Annotated in this window: 22 protein-coding genes; 13 read left to right on the forward strand and 9 right to left on the reverse strand. The window is 58.2% G+C overall.

Annotated elements, in window-relative coordinates; translation table 11 throughout:
- The first annotated feature begins 1 nt into the window (after position 1).
- From IPM06_18900 to IPM06_18960, 13 genes are all read left to right on the forward strand, one after another.
- Complete coding sequence (locus IPM06_18900; protein ID MBK8772472.1) at positions 2-529, forward strand: hypothetical protein; 528 nt, start codon at positions 2-4, stop codon at positions 527-529.
- Positions 526-1,059 (forward strand): hypothetical protein, encoded by a 534-nt coding sequence (locus IPM06_18905; GenBank protein ID MBK8772473.1) that lies wholly within the window; start codon positions 526-528, stop codon positions 1,057-1,059. Before IPM06_18900 ends, IPM06_18905 begins: the two co-directional genes overlap by 4 nt.
- Positions 1,056-2,291, forward strand: a complete 1,236-nt coding sequence (locus IPM06_18910; protein ID MBK8772474.1) for a hypothetical protein — start codon at positions 1,056-1,058, stop codon at positions 2,289-2,291. The genes IPM06_18905 and IPM06_18910 overlap by 4 nt, the downstream gene beginning before the upstream one ends.
- The gene (locus IPM06_18915; GenBank protein MBK8772475.1) at positions 2,292-4,100 is read left to right on the forward strand and encodes a lytic transglycosylase domain-containing protein; all 1,809 of its coding nucleotides are present in this window, start codon (positions 2,292-2,294) and stop codon (positions 4,098-4,100) included.
- Complete coding sequence (locus tag IPM06_18920; GenBank protein ID MBK8772476.1) at positions 4,093-5,706, forward strand: hypothetical protein; 1,614 nt, start codon at positions 4,093-4,095, stop codon at positions 5,704-5,706. Before IPM06_18915 ends, IPM06_18920 begins: the two co-directional genes overlap by 8 nt.
- A complete protein-coding gene (locus IPM06_18925) occupies positions 5,699-6,613 on the forward strand; it encodes a hypothetical protein (GenBank protein ID MBK8772477.1) in 915 nt (304 codons plus the stop codon). The genes IPM06_18920 and IPM06_18925 overlap by 8 nt, the downstream gene beginning before the upstream one ends.
- Positions 6,549-8,975: a hypothetical protein gene (locus IPM06_18930; protein ID MBK8772478.1), complete on the forward strand. Its 2,427-nt coding sequence runs from the start codon at positions 6,549-6,551 to the stop codon at positions 8,973-8,975. Before IPM06_18925 ends, IPM06_18930 begins: the two co-directional genes overlap by 65 nt.
- A gap of 177 nt (positions 8,976-9,152) precedes the next feature.
- Positions 9,153-10,532: a right-handed parallel beta-helix repeat-containing protein gene (locus tag IPM06_18935; protein MBK8772479.1), complete on the forward strand. Its 1,380-nt coding sequence runs from the start codon at positions 9,153-9,155 to the stop codon at positions 10,530-10,532.
- Between the two features lie 16 nt (positions 10,533-10,548).
- Positions 10,549-10,797, forward strand: coding sequence for a hypothetical protein (locus tag IPM06_18940; protein ID MBK8772480.1), 249 nt, complete (start codon positions 10,549-10,551; stop codon positions 10,795-10,797).
- Positions 10,798-10,949: 152 nt separating this feature from the next.
- Positions 10,950-11,195, forward strand: coding sequence for a hypothetical protein (locus IPM06_18945; protein MBK8772481.1), 246 nt, complete (start codon positions 10,950-10,952; stop codon positions 11,193-11,195).
- Positions 11,195-11,362, forward strand: a complete 168-nt coding sequence (locus IPM06_18950) for a hypothetical protein (protein ID MBK8772482.1) — start codon at positions 11,195-11,197, stop codon at positions 11,360-11,362. The genes IPM06_18945 and IPM06_18950 overlap by 1 nt, the downstream gene beginning before the upstream one ends.
- A gap of 108 nt (positions 11,363-11,470) precedes the next feature.
- Positions 11,471-11,977, forward strand: a complete 507-nt coding sequence (locus IPM06_18955; protein MBK8772483.1) for a hypothetical protein — start codon at positions 11,471-11,473, stop codon at positions 11,975-11,977.
- A 352-nt stretch (positions 11,978-12,329) separates the two neighbouring features.
- Positions 12,330-13,559, forward strand: a complete 1,230-nt coding sequence (locus IPM06_18960; GenBank protein MBK8772484.1) for a glycoside hydrolase family 19 protein — start codon at positions 12,330-12,332, stop codon at positions 13,557-13,559.
- A 643-nt stretch (positions 13,560-14,202) separates the two neighbouring features.
- Here the strand turns inward: IPM06_18960 and IPM06_18965 are convergent.
- The 9 genes from IPM06_18965 to IPM06_19005 all read right to left on the reverse strand — a co-directional run bounded on the left by IPM06_18965 (position 14,203) and on the right by IPM06_19005 (position 17,437).
- Positions 14,203-14,577 carry a hypothetical protein gene (locus IPM06_18965; GenBank protein MBK8772485.1) on the reverse strand — a complete coding sequence of 125 codons (375 nt, stop codon included), beginning with the start codon at positions 14,575-14,577 and terminating at the stop codon, positions 14,203-14,205.
- Positions 14,577-14,864 carry a hypothetical protein gene (locus IPM06_18970; GenBank protein ID MBK8772486.1) on the reverse strand — a complete coding sequence of 96 codons (288 nt, stop codon included), beginning with the start codon at positions 14,862-14,864 and terminating at the stop codon, positions 14,577-14,579. The genes IPM06_18965 and IPM06_18970 overlap by 1 nt, the downstream gene beginning before the upstream one ends.
- Positions 14,865-14,867: 3 nt before the next feature.
- Positions 14,868-15,431 (reverse strand): HNH endonuclease, encoded by a 564-nt coding sequence (locus tag IPM06_18975; GenBank protein MBK8772487.1) that lies wholly within the window; start codon positions 15,429-15,431, stop codon positions 14,868-14,870.
- Positions 15,432-15,516: 85 nt separating this feature from the next.
- Positions 15,517-15,759, reverse strand: coding sequence for a hypothetical protein (locus tag IPM06_18980; GenBank protein MBK8772488.1), 243 nt, complete (start codon positions 15,757-15,759; stop codon positions 15,517-15,519).
- 20 nt (positions 15,760-15,779) lie between these two features.
- Positions 15,780-16,112, reverse strand: coding sequence for a hypothetical protein (locus tag IPM06_18985; GenBank protein MBK8772489.1), 333 nt, complete (start codon positions 16,110-16,112; stop codon positions 15,780-15,782).
- A 95-nt stretch (positions 16,113-16,207) separates the two neighbouring features.
- A complete protein-coding gene (locus IPM06_18990) occupies positions 16,208-16,432 on the reverse strand; it encodes a hypothetical protein (GenBank protein ID MBK8772490.1) in 225 nt (74 codons plus the stop codon).
- Positions 16,433-16,528: 96 nt separating this feature from the next.
- Positions 16,529-16,702, reverse strand: a complete 174-nt coding sequence (locus IPM06_18995; protein MBK8772491.1) for a hypothetical protein — start codon at positions 16,700-16,702, stop codon at positions 16,529-16,531.
- Complete coding sequence (locus IPM06_19000; GenBank protein ID MBK8772492.1) at positions 16,699-17,019, reverse strand: hypothetical protein; 321 nt, start codon at positions 17,017-17,019, stop codon at positions 16,699-16,701. Before IPM06_19000 ends, IPM06_18995 begins: the two co-directional genes overlap by 4 nt.
- 160 nt (positions 17,020-17,179) lie before the next feature.
- On the reverse strand, positions 17,180-17,437 hold the full coding sequence (locus IPM06_19005; protein ID MBK8772493.1) for a hypothetical protein: 258 nt from the start codon (positions 17,435-17,437) through the stop codon (positions 17,180-17,182).
- Between the last annotated feature and the right edge of the window lie 20 nt (positions 17,438-17,457).

The following is a 17,457-nucleotide window of genomic DNA, read 5'->3' on the forward strand; positions in this document are numbered from 1 at the left end:
AATGGCTGAATGGGAAAACCAATACTACCCGGCAGGGACGGGGCTGATCGATCAGCCGTCCGACACGGCAGAATGGACCAATACCATCTACCCAGCGGGGACCGGCGAGTCCGATCTGCCTGCGGCGCAAACAGGGGAGTCTATCGACTATTCATCGATTGCCCAAAGCCTCGGACTCGGCCTTGTGGATACGTTTCTGCCGAACTTCGACACGACGCTTGGCGCGACTTCTCAAACGGTTGGGCTGTATGACAACGTGACAGAAGCGCCAGGAACGAAAAGCTCTTGGGGCGATGTTATGAAGAACGCCTTCAAGTCCATCTCCGGAGACACTTGGGCAAAGATTCTCGGCGGCGCTGCTGCCGGGATGGGGCAAGCCTACATGAAGGGCAAGGAACTGGACATCCTCAAGCAGAACGCCGACACCTCGCGCATGAACGCGGACCTTGCCAAATCCAAAGACAAACGCGCGGCCGAATCTGCGAAGAACCTTGAATGGCGCATGGGCCTGATGGGAGCAAAGAAATGATGCAGCAGACGCAAACTCAAGCGCAACCGCCTCAAGGCGGTTTTCTTTCGCCGCAAGAAGGTGGAAAAACTCCTCCTCAAGATGGCGGGAATATTCCACCTAACGCCCCGCAGATGGACCCTGCCTTGAAGGAAGCCTTCCAGAAAGTCGTCATGGCGGGACTGAAAATTATGTACGCACCGCAAACCCGCGAGACGCTGGCATCTAGCCTGAGCCAAGATCAGCCGATCGCCGATGTCGTTGCATCGAATGTCGCCGGCTTGATGCGCATCATGGACGACAAGTCGGGCGGGAAAATCCCTCGTCAAGTGATAATCCCGGCGGCCGTGGTGCTGATGCAGGACTTGTTCAAGTTTGTCGCCGAGTCCGGAATTGCTCAACCGACCGAAGACGATGCGACGCAAGCCCTGCAGAAGTTGGTCGTAACGTTGGCGCAGACCTACCATGTCATGTCCAAACAGCCAGAACAGAGCGGCCCGCAAATGAACACTCAACCCGCACCGACTGGACTGATGGGAGCGCAAGCATGATGGCCGGACTGATGGGCGCCATTGGCGGCGCCGGGAAAGCGGTTGAAGATGTCGCTGATGCGTCGATCGCTTCGCGGCTTAAAATCGACTTCGAGCGGCAGATGACGGAAATCCTGCGCACTCGGAAAGAGGCAGAAACGGACCTCGCACAACGACTGCAAGTCTCTGGGGCCAACCAGCAGATTCGCGTCGGTCAGGCGGGAATCGATGCCAAGCGCGCCGACGAAACCGCTCAGGCAGAAAAAGTTGAAGGCGTTCGTCGTGGATTGATCGATGCGCACACAGGAGGAATGTCGCGCGATCTATACGGGGCCGATGCTCCGCCCAATACCGACCTGTCTGACGAGGAACGGCGGGCCTTTGCGCCCAACACCGAACAGATGGCGAACATCGACCTGCGGGCGGCCAGAGAAGCCGGCATCAGCGATAGCGGGCCGGTTAATCAACTGAACACGATAGAGAGCGCCAAGCAACGGGCTACCGCCAATGAAGCTCTGGCAGAACAAAAAAAGATCGATGCGGCAGAGCGCGAGCGCCACAACCGGCAGAACGAAGGCTTGCTTGGCATGCGTATCGAGGGGGCGAAGAAGGACAACACCGACAAGATCATCAAAGATGCAATGTCCCTTATCAAGTACGATTTCAAGGACGAGATGGGGCAAGAGGATACGGTCAAGCATTCGATTGCTTTGGGCTTGGCAAATCAAGCCGCGATGCAAGGGGCGAAAGCCGGCGAAATTGCCGCCAACATCTCCAAGGTGATGCCACGCGCTGACCAGCTTTTGGCCCAAGCAGACCCTGAGCAGATCAAAGGCAAAAGTCGCGCAGAACTGTATGAGATTGCAACGTCGATGGCATTGAAAGAAATGGTGGCGCAACGAGATGCAGCAAAGGGAGCGCCCGCCGCCGGCGAGATTAATGTCGTTACTACCAAAAAGCCCGCCGCTGCGCTCAACAAGAATGGAAACAACCCGCCCGCGCAGCCGCCAAAGGTTAAGCGACCTCAAGTTACGGCAGAGTCGCTTGAGGCGGCAGCCGATGACCCGGCAAATTGGAAGCCCCGCGGATTGTCGGATGAGTCGCGTAGCAAACAAGAACGCGCTCGACAGTTGTTCAGCGAACAAATCGACTCCATGTCGAAACGCGATGCATCGACGTTCATGAAGCAATACGGGCCGCTGCTCGATGCGGACCAAATTCGCCAATTGAACCGCAAGATTTCCGGGGGCTAAATGGCACTGGATATATCCCTGATCGCCGACGCCTTCGGGCTGTCGCGCAATGCCGGATCGTCCGATCTGATCGACTTTGCTCGTCAGGATGCGGAAGCTATCGGGATTGACCCGGACATTACCGAACGACGCATCAGGCTGGAGTCTGGCGGGCGGGCGAATGCCGTATCGCCTAAAGGGGCGTTTGGGCCATCGCAACTGATGCCAGCCACGGCGCGCGAACTCGCTGACCGTTATGGCATGGACCCGACCGACCCGCAGGACAACGTCAGGCTAGGGAATCGCTACTACAAGGAACTGCTAGACGAGTTCGGCACTGATGAATTGGCGGCGGCTGCGTATCAGGCCGGGCCGGGGGCGGTACGCCGCGCTGGTGGAATACCCGACAGGAATGACGGGAACCTGACGACAGCACAGTATTCGGCGCGAGTGACAGGAGGCGGAGGAAGTCGCGGGCTGATCGGGGCGCGTGCCCAGTCCGCTGACATCATCGACGCAATGGCGTCTTCGCTCAATCAAGACCTAAAGCCGTTCGCTCTGTTGAAGGATACAAGCCAAGAGGGGTTTGGCCCCGCACTGCATCGCGGATGGGAGCAATTCAAGACCGGCACGCAAGCGGGATTGAATGCGCTAGGGATGGTGGAAAACGAGACGCTTGCGCAGTCGATCGCATCCGATGCCAAGATGATGCAGGAGGCCAAGCGCCCGGACTACCTGAAGCCGATCGAGGACCAAGTCCAGAAGATCGACGCGATGGGAGATGGCGATGGCAAGGCGTGGGAAATCGCCAAACTAGTCGGGCTGGCGGTCACCAACCCGAAGGCAACCGCCTACCTGATGACCGAGAACGCCGCCAATCAACTAGCCTCGTTGGGCGGAATGGCTGCCGGCGCGGTCGGTGGCGGCATGGCTGGCAGTACAGCAGGCCCAATCGGAACCGCAGTTGGAACGCTGGTCGGTTTGGCAGGAGGGTCCATAGTCGGAAACTCGCCCGAGTTCGGCGGCAAGGTTGTTGAGCTGGTCGGACAACGGGCGCAGCAATTGGGGCAGGACGGTTCCGATCCGCAAGTCGTGCTGTCGATCCTGCAAGACCCGGCTTTCCGAGACGAGTCGCAGCGACAAGGCTTAGTCAAGTGGGGCACGATCAGCGCGACAGATGCCGCCTTTGCCGCCGTGGGCGGTAAATTGGCTACTGCGCCAGCCCGCTCCATTGCGGGCCATGTCGTGCGCAAAGGCGGTGCGGTTGCACTAGACGCGATCGGCGAAGGTGTGGGCGAGTACAGCGGGGAAGGTCTGGCGAGTGGGCAATGGAAGCCCGGTAGCGCGGCACTCGAAGGTATTTTGGCACTCGGCCAGTCGGCTGGCGAGGTGGCAATCAGTGCGCGTGCGTGGCGCAAACTCGGCGCTGCACAGTCGGTCGATGAGGCGATAGCCGCCGCATCGGATATTGTTGCCGCGCCGACGGGATTGATGGGCGCCGAGCCTGCCGATCGTAATCCCAGACGGATCACGATGATGCCGGGCAGAAGGTCCGAACTGCCAGAGCCTTGCTCCGTACCGGCTGACGACATTCCAGGCGATACTACAGGCGGAACCCCGCTGCCGACACTGACTCCACCCAGCACCTTTGAAGGGCTGATGAATTTCGATCCGCAAGCACAGACGCGGCCCATCGGCGATGATTTCCGGCAAAGCAGCAACACCTGGGCGCGCCGCGACATGGGGACCGGCCAAGACGCGGAACTCGACCGCCCAAAGCAGAAGCGACACGCTGAACAACGATATCGAAGCCGCGCCACGGGTGGCTGAAGCAGCCGGTTTCAATGCGGGCTTACCCACTGCTATGCAACTGGCTTTCGAGCGCGCCAAAGCGAATCAACAATCCGGAATTCCGACCAATGTTACTGCCGACCTGGCTCCAACAAGCAATCCAGCGCCAATTGCTCTCGCAGCAGGAAGCGGAAGAAATGTATCGGCTGCAGGAGTCAGCGCCGGACTCCCAGTTGTGGGTACCGTTGCCGGAGCACCTGCACGCAGCAGCGCAGCGGATATACCTGTGGGAGTCTCCGCCTATCAGCCTGTCGATAAACTGACGCCGCTCGCCAATCGCGTCGCCGCCATCAAGTCGAAAAAGGCGCAAAAACTCGCCACGTCCGCGGAACCTGTGCAAAAACCGCCCGAAAATTACCAGGTTGCGGAGTATGCGTCAAATGCCGGACCGGATCAGGCAGCGGCGCCACTAACGCCTACCGCTGCCAATGTAGCGGCGAGGCGGAAAAAGACCCCGCCGAACCAGCGGCGCCGCGATATCGTCGGAGCGATTCTGCGCGTGACAGGTGGCGATGGAATCGCCGCCAGCAGCGCGCTTGATATCACTGGCGAGAAGGCCGACAAGCAGCCGAGATTGCGTGGCCTCTTCACTAACCGCGGCACGATGGACCTCGGCTACGTGGCCGACTTGTTGCGCACCGAAGAAGGTTTCGACGTGCGCGACGGAGAACATTTGGCCGAACTGATCGGCAACCAGGCCCGCGGCGAATCCGTGCGATCCATGTCCGACCAGGATGAACAAGCCACGGCCGCCGCCGAAGCAAAGCGCCGCGACTGGGTCCGCCAACAGGCGGGCGAATTGGGCGTGCGCGTAGTCGGGCGCAAGTTCGACGATGTAGAGAATGATGTATTTGCGCGCATGGAAGCCGCCGATCATGCCGAACGCGCCGCCCTTGAGCAAGCCGAGAGGGCGGCCTATGATGCAGTATTGGAAGATGTCCGCGCTGCGCTGGACGAACAGCAGATCGAGGATCTGATCGAGCGCCATCAGAACACGCCGCTGCGTGAGTTGGCGACATTGCTAGATGCCGCCTATCTCGACGAGATCAATAAGCGGCTGGCGGATGCAGCCGAACCCCGCGAACTGAACGAAGAGGACTACCGCAATGCAAGCCGCGAAGAAAGCCTTGGCGAAACTGACGCCAGCGCAGCAGGAGAAGGTCAAGCGTCTGGTCGCGCATCGACTGACGATGGGCAAGTTGAACCAGATGCGCGGCCAGACCTCCAACTCGAAAGTCAATCAGAAGAAGACCTAGCCCGCAAGGAAGCTCGCGCCGCTGACGAGGCGGTTGCCGACAAGGAAACCGCAGACCGCGAGCGTAGCGCCTTCACGCTGCAAGCGCAGACGCCGGAGAAGTCAGCCAGCACGACGGCGCAGTCTGGTCTATTCACTCCAGACGGGCGGGCGAGCGAAGCAGCCGTATCGCAGCCGAAACCGGAAGCAACGCCGGATTCCGGCGCCGACCTGTCCCGCGCAGATGAATCTGCCACCGACCGGCACCCGGGAACATGGTACCGCTCGACCCTGCGCGAAGCCTTCAAAACTCAAGCAGGCGCTCCTGCCGGCATGGCGCGCGATGGCTGACGTCAACGCCGCGAAACCGGATAGCAGCACGACAGCACTGAAAGCCGCCGCTGAGAAACAAGGCGCGAAGAACGACGCCGAAGGCGCTTGGCACGATGGACAAATCTACCTTTTCCACGACCGCTTGGCATCGCCAGCCCGCGCACTGTTCGTCGCTCTGCATGAAGCCGGACACAACGGATTCAGCACGCTATTCGGCCGTGGTGTGAATGTCCCCTTCCTCGACATATTCGCCAGCAACGAGACGGTTAGGAAGGCCGCCAGAGAGAAGCGGGCGCGCAACAAGGACATGACCATTCCAAAGGCCGTGGAAGAGGTCTTGGCCGACATGAGCGGACGCGGCGAGACGGCTGGATGGATGGACAAACTTGTCTCTTGGGTGCGCGGGCTGCTGAAGAAGGCGGGGTTGGTCGATGCCTCGCGGATTTCGGATGCCGAGGTGCGGCAGATCGTTTCGAGGGCGATGGACAGTCTGCGAGGGGATGGCGGAACGAGTGTATTTGGTAGTGCGGCACTCAGCCGCGCCGACCAGATCGAGTCTGCCGCCGGAAACAACGGCGACTTCTCCCTCACGAATCCTGACATCAGCTTCAGCCGCGCGCCCATGCCGGCCGGTACATGGGGGTCGCCAGAACCAACAAAACTCGATGATGCAATCTACACCATGCAGGACAAGCACATCGACACTAAGCGGGTTGTTGAAGCTATCCGCAAGGTCTCTGGTCAGATTGCAGATCGTTTCGACCCATACCTTCAGGAGGAGTTGTATCACGGGCGCTCCGCCAAGGGCGTCAAGGACTTTCTTGACACGGAGTTGATTCCCCTTGCTGCAGGATATGCGCTTGCGCCAGGTAACCATAGACGAAATCGAAACTTACCTATGGGCGCAGCACGCGCAGGAACGTAACGCACAAGTCGCAAAGATCAATCCAAAGATTCAAGATGGGGGGTCAGGACTGACCAATCAGCAGGCTCAGGACTTGCTGGCAGGGCGAGATGTGCATGTGGCAGGGCACGACCTCAAAGGCGTTGATCAAGCCAAGCTTGCCCAATACCAACGCATTGCCAAGAAGGTGCAGGCAATCAACGCCGCGACGCGCCAGATGCTGGTCGCTTCCGGGCTTGAGACGCAAGCCACAATTGATTCATGGGAATCCGCCTATCAGGACTATGTGCCGTTGATGCGCGAAGACATGGATACAGGCCTTGGCACTGGGCAAGGCTTCAACATTCGCGGGCCGGCATCCAAGCGAGCGATGGGTTCTGGCCGGTCCGTGGTCGATATCCTTGCCAACGTCGCCATGATGCGCGAACGCACCGTGACGCGGATCGAGAAGAACAAAGTTGCTCAGGCCGTGATGGGTCTCGCCCAAACCGCCCCGAACGCCGAGTTCTGGACCGTTGATGACGTGCCAAAACTGCGCGTCGTTGAAAAGGTAGGCGGGAAAGATCAGGTAGTCGAGCGAGTCGATCCGACATTCCGCAGCAAGCCAAACGTCTTGAGCGTGCGGGTCAATGGCGAGGACCATTTTGTTACCTTCAACGATTCGGACCCAAGAGCGTTGCGTATGGCGGAAGCGTTGAAGAACCTTGATGCAGATCAACTCGGACGGGTCTTGCAACTATCCTCGAAAGCAACACGTTGGTTTGCCGCCGTAAATACCCAGTACAACCCGGTCTTCGGTGTTATCAACCTAGTGCGCGATACGCAGGGGGCCATGCTCAACCTGTCCAGCACGCCATTGTCCGGAAAGCGCATGCAAGTCCTTGGGCATGCTATGTCGGCTCTGCGTGGGATCTACATTGACGCCCGCGACCATCGCGCCGGAAAGACGCCAACATCGGCATGGGCGCAACTGTACGAGGAATTCCAGCAGGAGGGTGGCAAGACCGGCTACAAGGACATGTTTTCCAATAGCGCCGCGCGTACAGAATCCCTAGAGCGAGAGATTAAGCAGATCAGCGAAGGCAAGTTGAAGCATGCAGGCCGCGCACTATTCGACTGGCTGTCTGATTACAACGAGACGATGGAAAACGCCATCCGCTTGGCTGCCTATAAGACTGCCAAGGACAGCGGCATGAGCAACGCGCAATCCGCATCTCTGGCAAAAAACCTGACGGTTAATTTTAACCGGAAGGGGCAGGTGGCGACACAGGCCGGCGCGCTCTATGCGTTTTTCAACGCCTCGATGCAGGGGTCGGCCCGCATGGCGCAAACCTTGTTTGTGTTCAAGGGTGGCAATGCTGATCTGCACAATCTTCGGTTTTCCAAAATCGGCCAGCGCATTGTCACAGGTGGCTTGCTGCTTGGGTCCATGCAGGCGCTACTGCTGGCCGCGGCTGGATATGATGATGACGAACCGCCGGAATTCGTGCGTGAGCGTAGCCTGATCCTACCCATGCCAGACGGCAAATACCTCTCGATTCCGATGCCGCTAGGCTTCCATGTGATCCCGAACATTTCCCGCATCACGACGCAATGGGCGCTCAGCGGCGGGAAAGACACCGCCAAGCACCTCGCCAATCTGTTCGGCGTTTTTGCCGACAGCTTCAACCCGATAGGTAACGCCGGCGTCAGTTTGCAGACCATCTCTCCGACCGTGATTGACCCGTTGGCAGCGTTGGCAGAAAACCGCGACTGGACCGGCAAGCCGATCGCCAAGGAAGATTTCAACCCGCTGAAGCCAACTCCTGGACATCTGCGGACCAAGGATACAGCCAGCATGGTTGGCAAGACGATGGCCTACTGGTTCAACTTGGCTTCCGGCGGTTCAGGCTATCGACCCGGAGTGGTCAGCCCTACACCAGACCAACTTGACTATCTGATCGGCCAGGTTACCGGGGGGGTGGGTCGTGAAACGATGAAAGCGCAGCAGGCGATTAGTGCTGGGATAAGCGGCGAGGATCTTCCTTTGTATAAGGTTCCCCTTCTTGGGCGGTTTGTAGGGGCGACGACCGGACAATCGGCTGAAGGGAGCCGTTTCTATGCTTCGCTTAAGGAAATCAATGGACAACATGCGGAAGTGATGGGGTTGCGAAAAGAGGGCAAATTGGCTGACTCTCTGTCCTATCTGCGCAAGCACCCGGAAGCCGCCCTTTACCGACAAGCCGAGAAGGCGCACAACCGAGTCAGCGAATTGCGCAAGAACCGGCGCGAAGCGATTGCCGCAGATCAGCCGGCAATGCGCGTAAAATTGATCGACGCCAGTATTACGGACGTGATGAAACGCTTCAATGATCGCGTGAAGCAGCTAGAACAACGGTCTTAGTAAAGCGCAGAGGACGGAAAGTGCGAGACAGCACCAGACGATGAATAAATGGTGCTCTGCGGTTCGCGGAGAAGAAACGGCGATGTAGCTCACAAAGGCCGCCAGCAGCAAACCAAGAAAGGTCAAACTCATGCACAATTTTACCCCAGGATAAAGCCTCACGGATGCCCGCTCACAATGATGCATAACGTCCTAGACTTTGGCGCCATCGTGGACGGGGTTGCCGACGATACAGAGGCCGTTCAATCGGCGCATGATTCGTTAGGCATTAGCGGCGGGGTAATCTTTTTCCCTGCCGGGGTCTATCTGATCGGCTCCGTTGTAATCAGCAAGCAATGTCTTATTCTTGGGGCAGGAATGAGCACCGGCGGCTCTTGTATCAAGCCCAGGGACGCGGCCAGCGACGTACTAAAATTCATCGGGTCTAGTATCTCCGTGCGTGACATGGCATTTGCTTTCGCGCCGCCGCAGACGGGCGGGGCGTTCATTCATTGCGATGCGGCATCGTCCGCCATCAGCATAGAAAACATCGTCATGCACGGCTGGAAAACCGGCATCTTGATTGATTCGATCGCCGATGTCAGTCTGCGCCACGTCAGATTACGAACTGGCGTTCCGATGACCGGAACCGGAGTGCGAGTGAACTCCGGCCTGCAAATAACCATGAGCGATGTATGTGTGAGCAACGCCCCAGGTTTGGAAGCGGGCATGGGGCTCAGTGTTGCCACTTGCGGCGATATCACGATGTTCGGCTGCCAGTGGCTGACATGCGTCAACGGCATGGCGGTACATCCTGGAGCGGGGCAGACGGCGGCGTCTATTTATGCCGAAAAGTGCTATTTCGACAACAACACGAATAACGGCCTGATAGTCCTACCGCAGCATGCTACGGCGACTGTTACGCGGGGGACGTTCTCAAACTGCTGGTTCGGGAGTTCCGGAAACTCGGGGATTTGTCTTGACTCCGCATCGCTCGGCGGGTCTATAGACGGCTTTACGTTCAGCGACTCAGAGGCATATTTGAATGGTTCGCATGGGGTTGTGCTGAGCGGGGCTGGCACCGCTCGCACGCGTATTACAGGTTGCAAGATTGCCCAGAACAATGGCGCAGGCCTTCTGGCAGGGGCCGGCGTGAGCAATTGGCAGGTGTCAAACAATACCATTGGCCCGATTGGTTCGCTGGCAGGCAATGCGACGCACGCCATTCAGTCATTGGCAGGATCATCAAACGACGTCTTGATTTGCGACAACCAACTGACCGGGAATGGCGCGGCGCCGATGAACATCGCAAGCACAGGCGCGCGACGCAGGATAGCCTCGAATCACGGATACAACCCGGTCGGAACCTCTCCCATTCAGGTCACCGCCTCACCGTTTAGATTCACAGCAAGGGATACACCGACCGATATTTTTATCACCGGGGGGGTTGTGAGCTTGATAAAAGTCAATTCTGTGGGCGTGCTCCAATCCACCAATCATACGATCCATTTAGAGCCCGGAGACGAGATGGAAGTCACTTACTCGTATTTGCCTAAAATGGTAAAGAATATCCATTAGATAAAGGAGATCGACCATGAACGTATCCGTACAAGAAACCGCAGACTATGTAGTCGTCGTCATCAAGAAGGAGTCGGCAAGCAAAGGGGCGGTGACGCCGGTCATGCCTTATCCTTATCCTGAGGCCATGCCGTTGCCGACAGAAACGCCGACTGTTCCAGCGCCCGGTCCCGGCACGCAAGACTGGACGGCCGGCACTGGGCCAGCGCCAGGCCAACGGACAGAGGGAGATCAGAAGTTTTTCGACGACATCCTGAAGGGGTGAGGCCGCTCCCCTGATTAAACGCAAATGCCATCACAATTTGACGATGAGGAAGACGGTGAATATAACCGCCGCCAGTCGAGCAGGGTTGACATGCTGCGGGAGGTCGCACAGCATATCGCCGAAGAGAAACAGAACCGCCTGATTGTCACGAGATGCGCGAACACCTCTCTACGCTGGCAGACATGCACAACGGCATTACGCCAGACGAACATCGAACGCTGTTCGATTGGTGGCGAGAAGAGGTGGCGCGCCGGAAATTGCGCGCGGACCGGTGGGAGAAGGCCAAGCAGACAGTGATAGGATACCTCATTATTACGGCAATGGGCGCGGTAGTTTCATTTGGGCAGCCGCTGGGGAAGGTCGTGCTGGAGAAATGGCAGAATTGGATAACCAAGTGATGTTCGATACCTTGCGCTGTAAACACGACGTTCCATATTCAATCGTCTGTCCGCAGTGCGTGCTGCTGGCTATGGAGAGGATCGAGCGCGACCGCGACTTGCTGGCCGACGATCTTCCGCAGCCGACGCTGCCGACCGTCCCGTGGGGGTTCGATAGCCATGATTGACGAACAAATCAGCCAAGCCGCGCATCCCAAGGGCAAGTCGGCGGGACTTGAAGGCAGTCATCATGGCAGGGGAGGAAAGCTGGTAAAATTGGCCGCGAGGTAACAACAATGCGAATCGACGTTTATCACCACTGGTCGGAAGACAGCGCCATCATGGCGCTGTTGCAGGCCGTCATAACAAGGAGTGACAACATCATGGCAAATCTTGACGCACTGAACGCAGAATCGGCAGCACAATCTAACGAACTTACCCAGATCAACGACACGATCGCCGCCGAGGCCGCACAAGTCGCTGCCGCAATCCAGGCGCTGAAGGATCAAATCGCTGCCGGTGGAAGCATTACCGAAGCGCAGCTCGATCCTGTGCTGGTCAATATGCAGAACGTCACCGCATCTCTGGCGGCGTCTCGAACTGCAGTCGAAGCGATCTTCACCCTGACCCGGCCTTCGCTCATGGAACGCCCAGCGGAAAGAGGGATGCCGCCGCCACGCTTGCATGGGTGGCGTCGAATACGAACTGGATCGGCTTCAAGTGATGTTCGAAACCGAACGCTGCGAACATGGCATCTTGTGGACGTCGCCGTGCCAAATCTGCCTCATGGATGCGATGGCTAAAGTGCACCGCGAGCGCGAAATACAGCGAGAGCGGGACAGGGTTCGGGATCTGGTGACGGACGATTTGCGGCCATTCCCGTGGCACAGGAAAGGCGGCTTGCCTGGCGACGGCGGAGACATTGACTGATGGGGGAAAAATGATGGGGATGTTCGTGGCGCTTAGGCGGAGTTGGACTGCATGGCTAGGAGTCCTCCTGCTAGTGTGGGGTCCTGAGATTCAGGCGCTAGCGCAGCCGATACTGGCAGAGTACCTAGGTGACCATACCGCAGCCAATCTAATCCGCATAATTGGGATTGTTGTCATCGGCCTGCGAGCCAAAACCGAGATGCAACGACAGGAGTCTAGCAGGCGATGACTCCTTACCTGCTACAAGCCTGTTGGGGCTGCACATCGCAGGTTGCGCAAATGTACGCGCAGCCGCTTACGGACGCCATGGCGCGCTTCGGAATCGGGTCGATTGTGCGGCAGGCTGCATTTCTCGCCCAAGTCGGCCACGAAAGCGGGTGCGGCCGGTATGTGCGCGAGATTTGGGGTCCGACGCCAGCACAAGAACGCTACGAGTTCAGGGCCGACTTGGGGAACCGAGAGCCTGGAGACGGGAAGCGGTTCATGGGGCGCGGCGGAATCCAGATCACCGGCCGGTACAACTACGAGCAGTGCGGCATCGCCCTCGGACTCAATCTTGTTGCGCATCCAGACTTGCTTGAGCAGCCAGACAATTGGGCGCTTTGCTCAGCATGGTTTTGGGCGTCTCACGGGTGCAATGAAATCGCAGACTCTGGGGACTTCGAGGCGCTGACGCGGAAGATAAACGGCGGGCTAAACGGCCTGCAAGACAGGCTGTCGCTGCACAAACGGGCCACGGCGGCGCTTATCATGGCCGGCAATACCAAAGCCGCGCCCGCGCCTGAAACACAGCCTGCCGCCCCAATCATCGAGGCCGGCCACATGGCTGACCCGATCGAGGTCGAGCAAACCATCGCAGAGAGGAACCCAATGCCCACCCAATCCAGCACATTCAGCGACATCGGCAAGACCGTCGGCGGCGTTGTCAGCTTTGCCAATCCATTTCTCGGAGCGGCCATCTCGGCGCTGTCCGGCCTGATTCCAGAAGTTGCGAAGCTGTTCCCGCCAGGCAGCGAGGTCGCGCAGCGGAATGTCGCGCTGGCCTCTGCGGTAGTCGATCACGTTACCCAGGCCGTAGGGGCCGCAAACGCCCAGGACGCTGTGCAGCGCATCGTCGATGACCCTGCGGCAGCGCAGTCAGCGCAGCAGGCCGTGCAAGCCGCGTGGTTCGATCTGCAGGAGGCCGGCGGCGGCGGGATTGCGGGGCCCGCGAGATACTGTCAGAAGGTCGCAGAGAATGCGGCGCGCCGGCCTACAAGCTGCCGTCACTGTGGATTAGCGCTGCGCTGCTGCCCCTCGGGCATTTTCGTCGTCGGTGCGAGTGCTGACAGCCGCCAAGGACATTTTCTCCGGCGAAGTGCAGTCGATGGTCGTCGGAGCCGTCATCGGCGCCGTGCTCGGAAGCATCACGACTTACTGGCTTGGTTCTTCCGCTGGATCGCAGAAAAAGACTGACCTGATAGCGAAGTAACGCCATTCGCAACGGGCGCTCCGGCGTCAGCGCCAGTTTCTACGCATGCCGGCGAGCAAGCTGCGCATGACAATCCGATGCAATTCTCCGTCGCTTCGCTCGAACTTATGCGCCGGCGGCGAGTGTGGCGGATAGAAATCAGAGTTTGGAAAAGTCAGGCGCATGGTTCGGCGGGCGTGTTGCGCACTGGTTCTCGACGGCCGAAGTTTTGGCCCGAGAAAGTACAGCGTCAGGCTAGGCCGCGGTGCGCGCAATGGGCGCCAGTGTTTTTTAGTTCGCATAAGGCCGTTCACGGTCGCTTACCTCCGTTGGGCATTGGGAATCGTCGTTGTGTAGTACACGCTCACGTCCCTGCGGCAGTCGAACACTTCTTCGCAGTTTTCGCACGCCTTGCCTTCGCGGTCGCCTTCTATGCCTGGGCCAAAGTTCCACTCCCATGCGTCATGGTGGCGGTGTCCGCAGTTCGGACACGTCGGCATGTCCTGCATGCGGGTCTCAAAACTACCCTGGCGCTCAAGCGGAGGGGTTCAGTCTGGCCACCCCTGGGCCCCTTCGCCTGCCAGCAACATTTCGCGCCGCAACGCCATGCGGTCTCGCGCTTGATCGGCCATTTCCTTCGATATATCCTCATCCTTGGGGGGGGGGGGGGGGGGGGGGGGCGGGGGGGGGGGGGGCGCGGCCCGGGATTGCCGTCACCGTAGCGTTTGGATTTTCTTCGCACGCTGAAAGATACGCCCGCACAAAAGCAACCAGTCCGTCGTAGTCTCCCCATTTATTCTCTGGGTCAAACTCCTTGAAACGCTCCGGGTCGCTCAGAAGCAGCGCCAAGCCTTCACGCAGCGGCTCGATCAACTGCCCCGCTTTTGTTATGCCAATTTCTTCTGGTCTCCACAAGTGCTTGTAAATCCCCGCCGCACCAGCCATCTTGTTTAGGTTGTGGGTAATGTTTCTGGCGTAAATATCTGTTTCGCGAACTTCGCTCAAATACACGCTGAGGCTCATTATGTTTCCTCCAGTTGGCTCGTGGTTCGTCTTGCACGGGCTGTCGAATACTGGTTCGGCGTCTCGCGCAATGGCGATCCGCAAAGCCCCTCGCGGCGCAAGTAGTCCATCGCCATTGCCGGCAGGTCGTGTTCCGGCGCGGCTTTCCGCAGCGACCTGGCGAGTTTCGCAACCAGCATAGCCAAGTCGCCCACGCTCCGTTGTAGGTCTTCGGCCTCTTCTTCGCACAGCCAGCCGTCAGGCAGTTCTGGCGGGTCTTCCGGGTCTCCCCATGCTTCCCAACTCATGGTCTATCCTTTCTCCGTTTCACCAGCCGCAGAACCCGGCAGTCCAGCGGACGCCGTGCCTGAACCTCGTAACATTTCCTGTATTGCTCGTAGCATATCCGCTTCCTTTATGGCGACTTCTTCTCCATGCCAACCATGATCCCTCTTGTGGTTACATGAGTTGCAGATAGGCCGCACGTTGTCTGGTGTGTTTGTGCCGCCAGCCCGCTTGTTCAATGGTCTGAAATGATCCAGTTGATTGGCTGTCTGCCCACAAATCCAACACCCTCCGCTCCACCTATCCCATACAGCCCTTACCTGCGCTGGCGTAAGGACGCCATCTACGCCCATCTTGCTTGCTCTGCTATTCGCTTTCTGTGCCCGGTCATATTCTGGGCGTTTCGACCGCCAAGCCGCTTTCTGCTTTCTGGCATGTTCTTTGTGTTGATGGTCGGCAAAGTCTCCGCGCCGCTTGTCGCCAGACAAATAGCATTGCTTGCAGCGAGAAAACACCCATCCATCCTTGCGAACGTAATAGTCTGAAATCGCCTTCTCGGCACCGCATGATTTGCATATCTTGGTTTTCATGTTGTGCAGCGTACATTACATTACGTCCGCTGTCAATCTGTGCGGTCTTCATTGTCGGCGCCGCTGACTTCTGTGTTCTGCGTCTTCAATGCGCCCTCTCAGAGCGCCAGTTACGCCCCTCTTGCGTCTTGGCGATGTATGCTGCTACGGTTTCGAGTCGTTCAACCGTTTCCGGCTGCCCAACAGCGGCGCACATTCCTTGGCTGCACACACTAACCAACATCATCAGCGCGTTTGCAACATCATGCACCGTGTTGCATTTGCAGGAGGTAACGTAGTCCTGCATCATCTTTCCAGCAATTACTTCGGCTTCTTCAGGTGTAATCATGTTTTTTCCTTTTTCGGTTGTCAGAACCTTACGGATGTAACGCCGAACCCTGTGTTTACGTCGAGCTTGGCCGCGATCTTCACGGCCTTCTTAGCATCTGCCCCGGCGTGCATCGCGCCGAGAGCGTAGTCGCATCCAGTCCCGATCGCCCAGCAGCGAGCATGCACCTGCTCGTAGCCGTGAGTTTTTTCAGTATAGAGCCATATTCTGCGTTGTTCGTCGATCACCATCGCGGAAAGATCGGAGAAGGAAGGCCGATCGGCGTGAAGTCCGAGCATCCATTCCTTGAATGATCTGGAGTCGCTCTCCAATCCCGCATTCGCGACGAGAAAAATGCGCCCGTCAGGCGCCATGATTCTGCATACCTTTGATTGTGTGCGAGTCGGGGTGTTGCCGTAGGTGCACTGTCTGTCACCTGCCAGCGTTATTCCGTCGAATGCACAGGTTGTCATCGGCTCACCTCAGCGTTCGGCGTCAGACCAATGGTCCGCTCTGCGTCTTCCAAAACACGCTTTTCACCGCAGATGCAGATTCCAGCCTCGTGGTCGCAACCTCCCACGCTCTCGATGTACTCGCGCAGCAGCGCAATCGCTGGCTTCATCGCATCTTGCAACTCGCCGTATTCTTCACGGGCACCTTGCCACGCTGCATGCAAATCCGATTCCTTGCTCATGTTCTTGCCCTCTCAAAAATCGGTGCCCACAAGACGCCGAACCAATCATTCCACCGGACCTGCGCAAAAAGCCGCGCAGGCCGGTGAATTCAAGCGTTAGACATCAATGAACACTATCCACTTCGGTTCTGACGCTGGCTTTATATAGTGCGTGGCCTGAATTTCTTCGGCATCGTTCCAGTCTCCGGCCTCGTTACGCACCTCCACCGAGGCATCGCCGTATTCGACGCTCAATTTTTCTAGCCGGTCTATCAATTCGCTAATCTTCATTTGTCATCCATGTCTTTTGGCGAAATGTCTGTTACGCCAGCGCAAGGAATCGCGTCTTCCAGCAATAGCGTCAATCTCTCATCAGGCGCACGGTGCAGGCAGTCTGCTATCAGGCCGTCGTGATAGCCGAGGTCGCGCATTTGCTTCCAGCACCACGCCGTGTTGTGGAAGAATGGGTGATTCCATGCTTCCATGTAGGGACATTCCATCTTGCAAAAACCATTCGGCGTGGGCATCGCTTGATTATCAGCCATAGGGTCGAACGGGCCTTTGCGCCCGTCGGCGCTCAGGCCCGTTACCTCAGCGTTAGGTTTCATCACTTGCGCTTGCGGTTCAGCGCAGCCACAAGCCACATCTTTCCGCCACGTGCCTCGTACTCCTGCCGCTGTGCCGTCGTCACCCGATCCCGAATCATGGCCGTCTGCGCCTGTTCTGGCGGAAGCACCGGACGGCCCGGTTTCTTCGGTGCTGACTTTTTCACCGCAAGCACTCGCGAATAAAGTTGCTGGTTCGCACCGAGTGGCCGTAGCCGCGCAACAGGCAATCCGTCAGCCACTCATCGGCCGCGTCGAATCCTCGCTCAACGAGATCTTGCCTGTTGCTGGTGCAGCCGATAGGCAGCGACTCCGGGGCGTCCATCATCTGGCCAAGGCTTGCAGCATCTCTGTAGGCGCTGAGTCGCAGCCCTTTATGGCTGGAGTGAATCACTACGAAATCGCTAAGTTTCTTGTTCATGTTCTACTCCGTGGCGCTGG

It is taken from the genome of Hyphomicrobiales bacterium (genome assembly GCA_016710435.1).
GTDB lineage: Bacteria > Pseudomonadota > Alphaproteobacteria > Rhizobiales > Aestuariivirgaceae > Aestuariivirga.

What these genes read in the sequence shown, in the direction of transcription:
- IPM06_18985 (MBK8772489.1), bottom strand. Translation starts at nt 16,112, where the DNA reads ATGGCGCCTGACGGGCGCATTTTTCTCGTCGCGAATGCGGGATTGGAG.
- IPM06_18980 (MBK8772488.1), bottom strand. Translation starts at nt 15,759, where the DNA reads ATGATTACACCTGAAGAAGCCGAAGTAATTGCTGGAAAGATGATGCAG.
- IPM06_18960 (MBK8772484.1), top strand. Translation starts at nt 12,330, where the DNA reads ATGACTCCTTACCTGCTACAAGCCTGTTGGGGCTGCACATCGCAGGTT.
- IPM06_18900 (MBK8772472.1), top strand. Translation starts at nt 2, where the DNA reads ATGGCTGAATGGGAAAACCAATACTACCCGGCAGGGACGGGGCTGATC.
- IPM06_18935 (MBK8772479.1), top strand. Translation starts at nt 9,153, where the DNA reads ATGATGCATAACGTCCTAGACTTTGGCGCCATCGTGGACGGGGTTGCC.
- IPM06_19005 (MBK8772493.1), bottom strand. Translation starts at nt 17,437, where the DNA reads ATGAACAAGAAACTTAGCGATTTCGTAGTGATTCACTCCAGCCATAAA.
- IPM06_18915 (MBK8772475.1), top strand. Translation starts at nt 2,292, where the DNA reads ATGGCACTGGATATATCCCTGATCGCCGACGCCTTCGGGCTGTCGCGC.
- IPM06_18925 (MBK8772477.1), top strand. Translation starts at nt 5,699, where the DNA reads ATGGCTGACGTCAACGCCGCGAAACCGGATAGCAGCACGACAGCACTG.
- IPM06_18990 (MBK8772490.1), bottom strand. Translation starts at nt 16,432, where the DNA reads ATGAGCAAGGAATCGGATTTGCATGCAGCGTGGCAAGGTGCCCGTGAA.
- IPM06_18965 (MBK8772485.1), bottom strand. Translation starts at nt 14,577, where the DNA reads ATGAGCCTCAGCGTGTATTTGAGCGAAGTTCGCGAAACAGATATTTAC.
- IPM06_18950 (MBK8772482.1), top strand. Translation starts at nt 11,195, where the DNA reads ATGTTCGATACCTTGCGCTGTAAACACGACGTTCCATATTCAATCGTC.
- IPM06_18970 (MBK8772486.1), bottom strand. Translation starts at nt 14,864, where the DNA reads ATGAGTTGGGAAGCATGGGGAGACCCGGAAGACCCGCCAGAACTGCCT.
- IPM06_18940 (MBK8772480.1), top strand. Translation starts at nt 10,549, where the DNA reads ATGAACGTATCCGTACAAGAAACCGCAGACTATGTAGTCGTCGTCATC.
- IPM06_18955 (MBK8772483.1), top strand. Translation starts at nt 11,471, where the DNA reads ATGCGAATCGACGTTTATCACCACTGGTCGGAAGACAGCGCCATCATG.
- IPM06_18975 (MBK8772487.1), bottom strand. Translation starts at nt 15,431, where the DNA reads ATGAAAACCAAGATATGCAAATCATGCGGTGCCGAGAAGGCGATTTCA.
- IPM06_19000 (MBK8772492.1), bottom strand. Translation starts at nt 17,019, where the DNA reads ATGAAACCTAACGCTGAGGTAACGGGCCTGAGCGCCGACGGGCGCAAA.
- IPM06_18945 (MBK8772481.1), top strand. Translation starts at nt 10,950, where the DNA reads ATGCGCGAACACCTCTCTACGCTGGCAGACATGCACAACGGCATTACG.
- IPM06_18910 (MBK8772474.1), top strand. Translation starts at nt 1,056, where the DNA reads ATGATGGCCGGACTGATGGGCGCCATTGGCGGCGCCGGGAAAGCGGTT.
- IPM06_18905 (MBK8772473.1), top strand. Translation starts at nt 526, where the DNA reads ATGATGCAGCAGACGCAAACTCAAGCGCAACCGCCTCAAGGCGGTTTT.
- IPM06_18995 (MBK8772491.1), bottom strand. Translation starts at nt 16,702, where the DNA reads ATGAAGATTAGCGAATTGATAGACCGGCTAGAAAAATTGAGCGTCGAA.